The organism is Leptospira perolatii (assembly GCF_002811875.1).
GTDB classification, from domain to species: Bacteria; Spirochaetota; Leptospiria; order Leptospirales; family Leptospiraceae; genus Leptospira_B; species Leptospira_B perolatii.
This window is the reverse complement of record NZ_NPDZ01000002.1, coordinates 276,142-288,432: the sequence shown is the minus strand read 5'-3', so window position 1 is coordinate 288,432 and position 12,291 is coordinate 276,142. Positions and strand designations below refer to the sequence as shown.

Sequence of the window (12,291 nt, the reverse complement as noted above, 5' to 3'; positions counted from 1 at the left end):
CTATTCGTTTAAAGCATCTCTGACTGCTTCCAGAATTTCACCGGATTGGTAGGGCTTCTGGATAAACTGAGTGATTCCCAGATCCATTAAATCGTGCTTTGTCTTGTGCTCGATAAATCCGCTCGCGAGCACTACCTTCGCGTCAAAATCCAGAGTCTTGATCGCTTTGATCACCTCAGATCCGTGGAGCCCAGGAAGTCCTAAGTCGGTGATGACCAAGTCTATATCACCAGCGTGATCTGAAAACAATCTAAGTCCTTCCTCTCCATTGCTTGCCTTCAAAACCTTGTAACCTTTGCTTTCCAGCATCGCCCCGACCAGTTCCCTTAACATTTCTTCGTCTTCGATTAACAGAATTGTTTCAGTACCTCCTTGGATATCGTAATAATCTTTAACTACCTTTTTGTCAGGTCGATTGGCATATTTTAGAATAGGCAGGTATACCCTGAAAATTGTACCCCGCCCTACCGCGGTATCCACATCGATGAAGCCAATATGGTTCTGTATGATCCCGTAGACTAGAGAAAGACCTAAACCAGTTCCTTTTCCGATTTCCTTCGTGGTAAAGAATGGCTCAAAGATACTCATCTTTGTGCGATCGTCCATACCTTCTCCGTTATCCGAGACTGTTAAAAGAATGTACTGATCCGAAACAGTTTCATGATTTTTCTCTCGAATCGTCTTCCCGTCAATCAAAGCAGTATCGATCTTAATGATTCCTCCTTTTGGCATAGCATCCCTTGAATTGACGCAGAAGTTTAGAATAACCTGATAGATCTGGCTAGAATCAATCAATGCCATCGGAAGGTCTGGATATAAATCCGTGACTATCTTAATATCTTTCGGAAAAGTTTGAAGAAGCATACTTATCACTTCTTTTACAATTTCGTTTAAAGAGTAAAGCTCCATATGGAATTCGGTCTTTCGAGCAAAAGTCAAAAGCTGTTTCACTAGGGAAGCACCTCTTTGAGAGGCGTTCTGGATCGCCTGTAGACTTTTAGAAAGATTTTCCGGATCGAGCTTCAGTCTCTCGAGCAAGTAAGCGTGGCCCAATATGATCGAAAGAATATTATTAAAATCGTGAGCAACTCCGCTCGCCAAAGTACCCAAGCTTTCTAATTTTTGGGACTGAATTAACTGCTGTTCGAGTATTCTTCTCTTTAATTCGACTTCTCGAAGCTGCTCTTCCCGGTTTTTTCTTTCAGTAATATCTTCGATAACGCCTGCGATTCTGAAAACTTCTCCGTTTTCGTTCTTGATAGGAAAGGCCAAGTCCTTTACCCATCGCATCGTTCCATCCGGTCTGTAAATTCTATATTCTTCGTTATAATTTCCTAATATTTGCTGTGTAGAAGCCCGCTCCAAGACCCTTTCCCTATCTTCCGGATGAATTGATTTTGTCCAGGAAATGGGATCTTTTAAAATACTCTCTCTGGTTCTGCCCCAGATTTCTTCGCATCCTCTACTTACATAGATCATCTCGTTTTTCTGTACGTCGGTCAGCCAAAATACCTCCCGAATCGCGTCAGTCAACTGGCGAAACCTATTTTCACTTTCCCTAACTTCGTCTTCGGCTTTCTTGCGTTCAGTCACATCGTGAACAGTGCCTACCAAGTTCGTACAATTTCCATTCTCGTCAAAGACCGGAGTAATCGATACTTCTCCGATCTTCTTTCCCGCAGGATAAACCGATATTTCATCCCACCTCACCGTTCTTCCGGTTCGAATCGCTTCATTATAATTTCTTAATATTAGTTCGTGTGAAGCTTCGGGTATAACTTCGGTCACGAATTTTCCCACGACTTGATCTTCCCTTAAACCGGTCGCTCGGCAAAAGGCAGAATTGATGGACAGGAATTTAAACTTTCCCGCTGGTTCGACGCCGATATAGTAAACAATATCAGTTACATTTTCGTAAATAAGAGAAAGATGCTGCTTACTTAGACTCAAGGCCTCCTCTGTCTGCTTCTTCTCCGTAATATCATGAATTGTTCCAACAACATGCGTGCATTCTCCTCTTCCGTTTAGAACTGGATTTACGCAAACTTCTCCGTGAATTTTCTCGTTCCTAAAACGCAAGTAGTCTATCCAAGATTTTGCTTTTCTATCTCGGATTGCGTCCGCAATATTCTTCGTCTGTATTTTGAACGAATCCGAAGGGAGAACTTCGCTCAAAAGCTTACCTACGATTTCGCCTTCCGATAGACCGGCTGCTGAACTAAAGGCTTTATTGGCAAAAAGGAAGCGGTAAGTTCCGCTTCCTTCGACTTCGAGGCAATAAACTAAGTCGAGTATGCTATTGTACAATAAGGATAAATCCAAGGATCCACTCGCAAATCTTTTCCGGTTGACTTGACCCGAAAGGATACTCGTTGGCGCCTCGTTTGGCTACTGGAATTTTTTGACCCAAAGGGTAGGTTCGGTCGAATTTACCACAAGTAAGAGTCCATCCACCGAAAAATCGATGCTACTTAGACTGTTCCACATCCCAAAAGGGATAGCAAAATTCGGGAAACTCCATGTTCTTACGGCGTTTTTGGAGCAAAATTGTTCGCATTACCTTTTGTTAGATGGAGCTCACTCCTTCGTCACAAGAATTACTACTTCCTACCCTCAGTCCACGCCACAAGAATGCCCGCAACCAAATTAATGACACCGACAAACATAGTATATTTAACAAGAGAATACTTATCTTGAATGATATTTATTAATCATTTAAGTAATGGAATTCAAAATAAACTACCGCTTTGTTGCTTGCATACTGAAAGAATTCCTAATAGACTTGGGGCATGGACAGATTTCAAAGCTCGAGTAAGGTTCAAAGAAGAATGATCCATAGGGGGCATTCAGTAGAACCTCAGCATCTTAGTGAGTACAAAACCAAGAAATTCGAAGTCTATATCCCCAAAAAACAGGACAACAGAATCCGACATTTTTGGTTTTTGTATCTCGTGCTAAGCGTACTATCCTTTTTGCCGATCTTCGGATTTGTAGCTTCTTATCTGCTGTTTACATTTTCGAAAAATCGATTTTTCAAGATTATTCCAGTGGTATTTAGCGTTGCCGCTAATGGATATCTTCTCTACCTGCGGTTCTATGCCGAACCAGAATTTAAAAACTTATTCTATATTATGCACCAATAACTTGCAGAGGCTCTGAAGAAAATTCAGAGCCTTAGCTAAAGATTTATTCGCGTGGACTCCAACCACTTTCACATCTAATAAATATCATATTACATTTACGTAATTTTATTTCGTATTTTACAAACCTGAGTTTCTCTCGCAACTCTTCGCTTGACTTTTATCAAGCTGCCCCGAAGTGCAAAAGGGTCAATCTTGCTTGTCCTTTTCTCCAAGTTTAGCATAACGGAATCGTCGTATCCAAATAGGATTGGAGAAAAGAACAGAATGAACTCTTTGGAGCAAAAATATAACGACGGAATTGTGAAAGCATTCGTAATTTCGGCGCTAGTTTGGGGCGTTGCCTCAATGCTGGTAGGAGTCTGGATCGCATTTCAGATGGTTTTCCCGGAACTCAACTTCGGTCCGTACTTTACTTTCGGCAGACTTCGTCCGCTGCATACAAATGCTGCAATCTTCGGATTTGGACTAAGTATCATTTTCGCAACCGCGTATCACACGGTTCAAAGATTGTGCAGGATAAGAATTTGGAGCGATAAGCTCGCAAAAATTCATTACGTTTTGTACAACCTAACGATCGTGCTAGCCGCAATAACCCTTCCTTTAGGGCTAAACCAGTCCAAGGAATACGCGGAACTAGAATGGCCTATCGACTTACTGATAGTTGTATGGTTCGTTATCTTTATCGTAAATTATTTTGCAACGATCTTCACTCGTGAAGAGAAACAACTATACTCAGCGATTTGGTTCTACATCGCTTCCTTTGTAACAATCCCGATTTTGTTCGTAGTAAACAACTTAGCAGTACCAGCAGAACTGTTGAAATCGTACTCGGTTTATTCCGGTGTATACGATGCAAACATCCAGTGGTGGTATGGACACAACGCCGTAGCATTCGTTTTGACTACTCCGTTTTTAGGGTTGATGTATTACTACCTACCCAAGCATGTAAAGCAGCCGATCTATAGCCACAGATTGTCGATCATCCACTTCTGGAGTTTAATTTTCCTTTATATTTGGGCAGGACCTCACCACCTATTATATTCTCCACTTCCTGACTGGTTGCAAACCACTGGAATGGTTTTCAGTATCATGCTGTGGATGCCTTCTTGGGGAGGAATGCTAAACGGCTTTTTAACTCTGACCCAAGCTAAGGAAAAGATCAAAACCGATGCCACACTAAAGATGCTGTTAGTCGGGATTACTTTTTATGGAATGTCCACCTTCGAAGGTCCGCTGCTTTCGATTCGATCAGTCAGTGCACTCGGGCACAATACGGACTGGATCATCGGTCACGTTCACGGAGGCACGTTAGGCTGGGTAGGAATGCTTTCCTTTTCCGTAATATACTATTTAGTCCCGAGAATCTGGAACACAAACTTGTTCTCGGAGCGTCTTGCGAATTTCCACTTCTGGGTCGCAACTCTCGGAATTCTTTTGTATATCGTCTCCATGTGGGTTTCCGGAATTACGGAAGGATCAATGTGGAGAGCAGTCGACGAGACTGGAGCTTTGAAATATCCAAATTGGGTGCAAATCACCGAGGTACTAAAGCCTTATAGATTCTTCCGAGGAGTGGCTGGAGTCATGTATCTCTCAGGACTATTCGTGATGATCTACAATATCGTAAAGACAATCCAAACATCCGGTTCGGGATTTAAGGAGATTGATCTAAGAGTCGGACCGAAGGAGAAACAAGCATGAATTGGTTTGATAAATCCCTAGACTGGTTTTCCGGAATTACAGAAAAATGGGAAAAGAATGGAGTAAAATTTACTCTCTACACAACAATAGCAGTCTTGATCGGAGGAATTTTCGAACTTGTTCCTCCTTTCTTTCTCTCTAAAACAGCGGAACCTATCTCGAGTGTAAAGCCTTACTCTGCGCTGGAACTCGCGGGTCGGGACGTCTATCAAAAGGAAGGCTGCAACAATTGCCACACGCAGATGATCAGACCTTTTAAGTGGGAAGTCGACAGATTCGATCCTCAAAAATCATTCGGCAGAGATGGATATTCAAAAGCTGGAGAGTTCGTATTCGATCATCCTTTTCTCTGGGGATCCAAGAGAACCGGACCGGATCTATCTCACGAGTCCCAGATCCAAGCTTCTGCAGAATGGCATAAGACCCATTTGATCAATCCTCGGGATACTGCAAGCGGTTCAATCATGCCGGGCTATCCTTGGTTGTTCGAAAAGGAAGCCGAACTAAAAATATCATCCGTAGTTTCGAGAATGAAAGCTCTTAAAGCGATTGGTGTCCCCTACTCTGACGCAGACATTCAGTCAGCTACGACTGAAATCAGCGGCAAGACAGAAGGAGACGCACTCATTGCATACTTGCTCAAGTTAGGTCGAGACAGCGCTGAATTGGCCAAGACCTTAAAGTGAGGAGAAAATGGAACTAGATACATTACAAATCTATAAATCACTTAGATTGCCTCTACTAGTATTGGCGATAACAATTATCACCTTTTACGTTTATAGTCGCAAACGCAAAGAAAGAATGGAAAACCCTAAGTACCGTATGCTGGAGGAAGATTAATCAATGAGCGATCCAAACAAGGAATTTGACGGAATCAAACAAGCAGATAATCCACTCCCTTTATGGTGGAAATATGTTTGGTTAGGGAGCATTGTTTTTTCTATCGGATATACCATCTACTTTCACGCCTATTCTGTCTGGGGTACGGAGGACTTTTTCTCCGAGCAACTAACGGAATACGAGAAGCAATATCCAAATCGAAACGTAGCGATTGCAAGCACCGATGGGTCTAATCCATTAAGAGGAAATGCTGCCGCAATCGCATCGGGTCAGCAAACCTTTCAGACCTATTGCGTAGCTTGCCATGGTCCAGCCGGAGAAGGACTAATTGGTCCGAATCTTATGGACAAGCAATGGATCCACGGAAGTACCGATAAAGAAATTTACGAAATAGTAATGAAAGGAATCGGACCTGAAAAAGCAAAGTTAGGACGAGGACCAATGCCGCCACACGAAAACTCTTTGGGTTCAGAGAAAGTTTATCAAGTAATGGCATGGTTAGCCTCCAGAAATCCAAATCTGAAAGCGACCAAATAATAATGCGAAGGAAATTTTAAGAGCAGAGGCCAATCGAGTAACAGTATGATAGTATCCCGACCTATTTCCGGGAAAATTAGATCCGCAAGAAATATAGTTCAGATTTTCCTAATATTGTTATTCTTTGGAACTCCTTGGCTGAGATGGGGCTCACTGCCCCTGATCCAGCTGGATATACCGGAACGAAAATTCTTTCTCCTTGGAAGCATATTTACACCTCAAGAGGGGTATTTTCTTCACCTGCTCCTACTTGGGTTAGGACTTTCTCTCTTCTTTTTTACAACCCTCATTGGAAGAGTATGGTGCGGCTGGGCCTGTCCTCAAACCATCTATACCGATATTTTCGATGGAATCGGAAGGATCGTATTAGGAAAAAAATACGGCAAGAAGGACGCATCCGTTTTTGGAATCGGATTGGTTCATCTAGCGTGGATCTTCGTAAGCATGCTTGCTTCCTTTGCGTGGATCTCCTACTTTGCAGATCCGTATCTCATGATCTCCGGGATCCGGCGCTTGGTTCAAATCGGCGAGGATTCAAACTGGATGTACTTTCTTGGATTCTTCACGTTTGCGATGTATGTAGATATCGCATTTATTCGCGAACAATTCTGTAAGTATGCGTGTCCTTATGCAAGATTTCAGACCGTGATGATGGATTCGCAATCGGTAAATATCACTTACAATTACCGCAGAGGAGAGCCAAGAAGAAAAGGAACCGTCAAGATCGGGGACTGCACCGCGTGTAATATGTGCCTAGTCGTTTGCCCCACTGGAATCGACATTAGGGAAGGAACAAATGTAGGCTGTATTGCTTGCGGAAAATGTTCCGATGCATGTACTCACCAGATGGCTAAGGAAGGTAAAAAAACCTTAATCGGTTACTGGTCAGAGAATCAGATTTTAGAAAACAACACCAAGATAAAATGGATTCGTCCTAGAACAGTCGCCTACGGCGGTTTACTATTACTAGTCATTTCTGCGCTCAGCATATTACTTTGGAATCGGGTACCGATGTATCTATCGATTCTACCGGATAGAAATATCCAACCAATGATTCTTCCGGACAAAACCGTAAGAAATTTCTATGAAGTGCAAATTCAGAACTATACATTCGAAAGTAGAACCCTAAAAGTAGAAGTCGAGAAGACCGATCTCAAAGGAGAACTCCGGATCGTAGTAGGCGGAACCGAGCAAGGCACAATCAATCTACCAGAAAATTCCAACGAGCATTACAGATTAATTATAGAATTACACGCCGGAGAGTTAGACTTAGCGAAAAGAAGTCACGAAATCCGGGTTCTAGTAAGAGACATCAAGGACCCAAATTTTGTAAAGACAAACACTGTGCCCTTTTTGCTTCCGATTCATCTCGTAGAAGCATATAGGACTAAATCAGGAGAGTACGCCAATGCATTCTAGTTTAAAAAAAGCTTTTATACTAATCACACTCGCATTTTTAGGACTATTTTTAGCCACCTTTTTTACTGTAAGGATTGCTCTTTCTGGTCATACCGGTCCCATAGATAAGGATTATTATGAGAAAGGATTAAATTACGAAAACGTAATCGCAGAACAAAAGGAAATGATTCTGAAAGGTTACTCCTTTAAGATCGACTCTTCCCTACTCTCCTCCGGAGTTTTAGAGCTTAAAAAAGGAAAACAGAACTTTGCGATTTCCTTAGAAAAATTAGGACAACCTGTGTCCGAGGCGAATATCACCCTCAAAATCGAGAGAAGCGCCACAGACAAATTCAATCAAAGTGTTCAACTGAGCGAAAAGAAAAAAGGGATCTACCAAGGGGAACTTAACATTCCTATGACCGGAGTTTGGCAGGCTTCTCTTACAGCAAAGACGCCCGAAGGAATGTACGCAAAAGGATATACCATACAGGTAGTTCAGTGAATGCTCCTACTCAGACAATCTGCTTTCATTGCAATTCAGAAATAGAATCAGAATCAATCGTTAGAGTAATCAAAGGTTCTGAGAAAAATTTCTGCTGTAATGGTTGCGCGGAACTGTCTTCTTTGCTGCTGGAGAGCGGACTTACTCAATTCTACTCTATTCGTGGAACTCAGGTGCTCGAACCAGTCTCCCGTTCCAATGAAGAATATCTGAATCTAAATTCAGAAACCGTAATGCAGGAGTACGCGCAAGAACTCCCTAACGGCGGAAAATCTGTTTTAATCAGCGTTGGCGGAATCCATTGTTCCGCTTGCACCTGGTTGATCGAAAAAGTACTAAACCAGTCCAAGGGAGTCCAGGAAGCTAGAATTAATTTCGGAACCGGAAGATTGAAAGTGGATTTTGATCCGAAGGAAGTCCATCTAAGTGCTATCTTTCAAATCATTCAAAAGCTAGGCTATTCTCCGAATCTCTATTCGTATTCCAAAGCAGAGTCAAAAGTCGAAAAACCTTACAAGGACCTACTACTGCGCACGGTTGTCGCAGCCTTTTGCTGGGGGAATATCATGCTTTTTTCGGCCGCACTTTATGCTGGATACTTCCAGGGAATCGATTTCAATTTCAAAAAGCTCCTCCATTACGTTTCCTGGATATTTGCCACTCCGGTTTTCATTTATTCTGGTTATCCTTTTTGGAAAGGTGCTCTCGAATCCTGGAAACACAGGATTCTATCCATGGATACACTTCTTTTTTTAGGTGTTGGATTCGCCTATTTTTATAGCGTCTATGTTACGATTACGGATCGAGGAGAAGTTTATTTCGACTCTGTCTGCACGATTTACTTTTTTATTTTATTAGGAAAATATTTAGAAGCAAACATTCGATTCAAAGCGAGTGCAAAAGTCGGAGAATTGCTTTCTCTCATTCCGGAGGAACTGGAAGCCGAGAGAAACGGCGCTTGGGAGAAAATTCCGTCGTCTTCTATCACAAAAGGCGACCGGCTTTTGTTGCAAAATGGCACGAGAGTTCCAATCGACGGGATCCTAAATTCACAGAACGCTTATTTTGACGAATCAGTCCTGACCGGAGAGAGCAATCCGATTCATAAGCTAGCAGGAGATATAGTTCGCGCAGGCTCCGTTTCTCTATCCAGTACTGTGCAAATTTCAGCTTCCGGTAGCGTGCTCGAGAGCAGCCTCACACAAATGAGTAGGCTTTTGGAAAATTCCTTATTAACCAAACCAAAAGTTCAAAGAACAACCGACAAGCTGTCCTCTTATTTCGTCAAAGTCGTTTTGTTAGTCGCCTCAATTACATTTTTCTATTGGTGGAATCATTCTGGAGCCGAAGCTGCAATCTTAAACACGATTAGTGTACTGATCGTCGCTTGTCCTTGCGCATTAGGATTGAGCGTCCCGGCGGCACTTGTGGTCAGCCATTTGATGCAATCTAAAGAAGGGATTCTGGTGAAAAACCCAGAATCCACCGAAATCTTGGCGAAAGCGGATCGAATCATTTTCGACAAGACCGGAACACTGACAGTGGGACAACTGCAACTCTCCGAAGAAAGAGTGATTTATCCCGAAACTTCTCAGAACTTTAGAGAAATTGCATGTTCTTTAGAAAGAAATTCTTCTCACCCTATCGCAAAGTCTTTTGTTAAAGCGATTTCAGAATTGCAAGGATTTAAAGAAACCGATTCTAGCGTTCTCAAAAGTGAAGTCCCTTCTCTGCACGATATCAAAGAACTGCCAGGATTTGGAATAGAGGGAAAAAACGGAGCTCTGTACAGAGTCGGCTCCAAGTCCTTCGCTACAGACATCGATTCCGAAAACGACGGATGGATCTATCTGAGTAAAAATAAAACTGCTCTGGCCGCCTGGAAATTTTCCGATCTGCTAAGAACTGACGCAAAAAAGAGCATTTCAGAATTACAAAAGGACGGAGTGAAACTCGAAATTCTGTCCGGAGATAACAAGGATAAGGTGGAACTTGTAGCCAGAGAACTCGGCATTTCTGAATTTAAAGGAAATCTTTTACCGGAAGAAAAGAAAAAGAGAATCTTGGAAGCGCAATCTTCGGGAGAGACCGTAGTAGTGGTCGGGGATGGAATCAACGACTCTCTCTGCATTGCGCAAGCGAATCTCGGAATCTCCATGGGAGTAGGCTCAGACTTATCTTTAGATAAATCCGACATGATATTGGTAAGCAATAAACTAGAATCTCTTCCGAAAGGACTAAAAATAGCAAAAGCAACAAAAAGAGTCATCCTACAAAACATTATAGTTTCGTTAATTTATAACTCGGTTATGATACCCATTGCAGCATTCGGATTTATGCTTCCGGTAATCTGCGCAGGGTTTATGACGGCGAGCTCGCTATCCGTAGTTCTGAATTCCGCACTATTAACAAGGAGGGTTAAACGATGAACGCACTTTACTTAACGATTCCGATCGCATTAGTAATCTCGGTAGCAGCTTTCTTTATATTCATCTGGAATTACAAATCCGGACAGTATGACGACGTAGAAGGCCCGAAATATAGAATGTTATTCGATGACGAACTTGAGCCTCGAAATAAAGAGTAATTGAATGGAACTTGGCTTTTCAATTATCGGCATCGCACTTGTACAAGGACTTGCCGGATCCATCCACTGTGCAGGCATGTGTGGACCTTTTGCAGGTACTCTCTCCTTGTATGCAGGAAAAAGTTCCCAATCGAAGGTTACGTTTTTGCAACTATCCTATAATCTTGGAAGATTCGCTTCTTATTCTTTGGTAGGAGTGCTGCTCGGTTTTTTTGGAAAAGGTACGAACCTTGCTTTTTCGCAACTTTCCTGGATCCAAGAGGGAGCTGCATGGATCTCAGTCGCATTTATTCTATTCCTAGGATTCTCTCTGATTTTCTGGGGGAAGTCACCGGAATCCGTCAAATTCTTTTCCAAGTGGATCGGAAAGCTAGGCAGACCTTTGCTCGAAAAGATCCGAGAAAATCAGGGCAAAACCAATCGAGTCTATTCCTTAGCTTTTACTTTCGGTATTCTAACCGCACTCCTACCTTGCGGAGTATTATATCCTGCTTATGCTCTGTCCTTTGCTACCGGCTCGCCTGTATTGGGTGCACTTACAATGAGCTTCTTTTTTCTCGGAACATTTCCATTGCTTTTCGGAATTGGCTTCGGATTTCATCGCATAGCTTCTGCAATCGGAAATAAGTCTATCAAGCTAGTAGGACTTGCAATTGTTATTATTGGATTGGGAACCGTTTTAGTTCGCTTTTCTCATACGCACACAGATACACATGATCATTCAGGCAGCCACTCTCACTCGTATTCAGAAGAAGTCGGTGCGCCAAACCGCTCCAACACCGAGCAGACTAAAGAAGAACTTTCTAATGAGGAAAAATCGACCAGTCATCATAATCACCACCATTAAGCGAAGATGTAGTCGATCCAGAGCTAGGCACACTTTACGAATCGGTTAGAGCGTACCCAGCCAAAGGCAAATCGAGTCCAGTGCGAGATCCCATTTGTCAGAATCGGTAAACCGATTCGAAGAAGATTTGATGATTACCTGGTCGCTCTTAGGATGACCGAATTTCAGGAAAAATTCCCTATCTGGAAATTTTTGATCCGTAGAATCTAACTCTCCATACAATACTAACACTGGAATTTTAAATTCGTGCTGCCAATCTTTCGGATCTATTTCTTTATAATTCCCTGATATTGCGACAATACCGTCTACTTTCGTAAACGATCTCTTTGCAGCTAACAGAACAGGTCTTATTCCGTTAAAGGTAGTACAATAAATGATTTTTAGATTGGAAAATTTCGGATTTTTTCTGATCCAATTCGTAATCGTGATCAAACGATTCGAAAGCAACGTCAAGTCCAAATGATTGAAGGCGATGGATCTTTCGTCTTCGGATAACAAACTTTCTAGCACAAGCGAAGCTACGGATTTGGAAGTAAGTCTTTTTTTCAAGGCTACTACGTTTACCTTGGGTTCCCTTCCGAACTTATCATCATTTCCTTCAATCAGGATTACCAATTGATTGGAATTCTTGGGAACGGTTAGATTTCCCTTAATACTGACGTAATTAACGGGAATCGATATTTTCCCTTCCTGATCCTCAACCATTGCTACGTTGTGTCTTTCCACTTTGTCT

General features: G+C 42.3%; 12 protein-coding genes. 10 read left to right on the top strand and 2 right to left on the bottom strand.

What is annotated here, in order from left to right; translation table 11 throughout:
* The gene (locus tag CH373_RS05160) at nt 1-2,322 is read right to left on the bottom strand and encodes a PAS domain S-box protein (protein WP_100713033.1); all 2,322 of its coding nucleotides are present in this window, start codon (nt 2,320-2,322) and stop codon (nt 1-3) included.
* A gap of 506 nt (nt 2,323-2,828) precedes the next feature.
* Here CH373_RS05160 and CH373_RS05155 point away from each other — a divergent pair.
* The 10 genes from CH373_RS05155 (at nt 2,829) to CH373_RS05110 (ending at nt 11,558) form a co-directional block, all read left to right on the top strand.
* Nucleotides 2,829-3,143 (top strand): hypothetical protein, encoded by a 315-nt coding sequence (locus CH373_RS05155; protein WP_125169923.1) that lies wholly within the window; start codon nt 2,829-2,831, stop codon nt 3,141-3,143.
* A 264-nt stretch (nt 3,144-3,407) separates the two neighbouring features.
* Nucleotides 3,408-4,844 carry a cytochrome-c oxidase, cbb3-type subunit I gene (ccoN, locus tag CH373_RS05150; protein WP_100713031.1) on the top strand — a complete coding sequence of 479 codons (1,437 nt, stop codon included), beginning with the start codon at nt 3,408-3,410 and terminating at the stop codon, nt 4,842-4,844.
* Nucleotides 4,841-5,530 (top strand): cytochrome-c oxidase, cbb3-type subunit II, encoded by a 690-nt coding sequence (gene ccoO, locus CH373_RS05145; RefSeq protein WP_100713030.1) that lies wholly within the window; start codon nt 4,841-4,843, stop codon nt 5,528-5,530. The genes ccoN and ccoO overlap by 4 nt, the downstream gene beginning before the upstream one ends.
* Nucleotides 5,531-5,537: 7 nt before the next feature.
* A complete protein-coding gene (locus CH373_RS05140; RefSeq protein WP_100713029.1) occupies nt 5,538-5,684 on the top strand; it encodes a CcoQ/FixQ family Cbb3-type cytochrome c oxidase assembly chaperone in 147 nt (48 codons plus the stop codon).
* A gap of 3 nt (nt 5,685-5,687) precedes the next feature.
* On the top strand, nt 5,688-6,221 hold the full coding sequence (locus tag CH373_RS05135) for a cbb3-type cytochrome c oxidase N-terminal domain-containing protein (RefSeq protein ID WP_100713028.1): 534 nt from the start codon (nt 5,688-5,690) through the stop codon (nt 6,219-6,221).
* A gap of 45 nt (nt 6,222-6,266) precedes the next feature.
* Complete coding sequence (ccoG, locus tag CH373_RS05130; RefSeq protein ID WP_100713027.1) at nt 6,267-7,640, top strand: cytochrome c oxidase accessory protein CcoG; 1,374 nt, start codon at nt 6,267-6,269, stop codon at nt 7,638-7,640.
* Nucleotides 7,630-8,124 carry a FixH family protein gene (locus CH373_RS05125; RefSeq protein ID WP_100713026.1) on the top strand — a complete coding sequence of 165 codons (495 nt, stop codon included), beginning with the start codon at nt 7,630-7,632 and terminating at the stop codon, nt 8,122-8,124. The genes ccoG and CH373_RS05125 overlap by 11 nt, the downstream gene beginning before the upstream one ends.
* A complete protein-coding gene (locus CH373_RS05120; RefSeq protein WP_100713025.1) occupies nt 8,121-10,553 on the top strand; it encodes a heavy metal translocating P-type ATPase in 2,433 nt (810 codons plus the stop codon). The genes CH373_RS05125 and CH373_RS05120 overlap by 4 nt, the downstream gene beginning before the upstream one ends.
* A complete protein-coding gene (gene ccoS / locus CH373_RS05115; RefSeq protein ID WP_100713024.1) occupies nt 10,550-10,711 on the top strand; it encodes a cbb3-type cytochrome oxidase assembly protein CcoS in 162 nt (53 codons plus the stop codon). Before CH373_RS05120 ends, ccoS begins: the two co-directional genes overlap by 4 nt.
* A 4-nt stretch (nt 10,712-10,715) precedes the next feature.
* Complete coding sequence (locus CH373_RS05110; RefSeq protein ID WP_100713023.1) at nt 10,716-11,558, top strand: sulfite exporter TauE/SafE family protein; 843 nt, start codon at nt 10,716-10,718, stop codon at nt 11,556-11,558.
* A gap of 45 nt (nt 11,559-11,603) precedes the next feature.
* On the opposite strand, the gene CH373_RS05105 is transcribed toward CH373_RS05110, so the two are convergent.
* A complete protein-coding gene (locus tag CH373_RS05105; protein ID WP_125169921.1) occupies nt 11,604-12,284 on the bottom strand; it encodes a dienelactone hydrolase family protein in 681 nt (226 codons plus the stop codon).
* Nucleotides 12,285-12,291 lie beyond the last annotated feature (7 nt).

What these genes read in the sequence shown, in the direction of transcription:
- CH373_RS05155 (WP_125169923.1), top strand. Translation starts at nt 2,829, where the DNA reads ATGATCCATAGGGGGCATTCAGTAGAACCTCAGCATCTTAGTGAGTAC.
- ccoN (WP_100713031.1), top strand. Translation starts at nt 3,408, where the DNA reads ATGAACTCTTTGGAGCAAAAATATAACGACGGAATTGTGAAAGCATTC.
- ccoO (WP_100713030.1), top strand. Translation starts at nt 4,841, where the DNA reads ATGAATTGGTTTGATAAATCCCTAGACTGGTTTTCCGGAATTACAGAA.
- CH373_RS05140 (WP_100713029.1), top strand. Translation starts at nt 5,538, where the DNA reads ATGGAACTAGATACATTACAAATCTATAAATCACTTAGATTGCCTCTA.
- CH373_RS05135 (WP_100713028.1), top strand. Translation starts at nt 5,688, where the DNA reads ATGAGCGATCCAAACAAGGAATTTGACGGAATCAAACAAGCAGATAAT.
- ccoG (WP_100713027.1), top strand. Translation starts at nt 6,267, where the DNA reads ATGATAGTATCCCGACCTATTTCCGGGAAAATTAGATCCGCAAGAAAT.
- CH373_RS05125 (WP_100713026.1), top strand. Translation starts at nt 7,630, where the DNA reads ATGCATTCTAGTTTAAAAAAAGCTTTTATACTAATCACACTCGCATTT.
- ccoS (WP_100713024.1), top strand. Translation starts at nt 10,550, where the DNA reads ATGAACGCACTTTACTTAACGATTCCGATCGCATTAGTAATCTCGGTA.
- CH373_RS05110 (WP_100713023.1), top strand. Translation starts at nt 10,716, where the DNA reads ATGGAACTTGGCTTTTCAATTATCGGCATCGCACTTGTACAAGGACTT.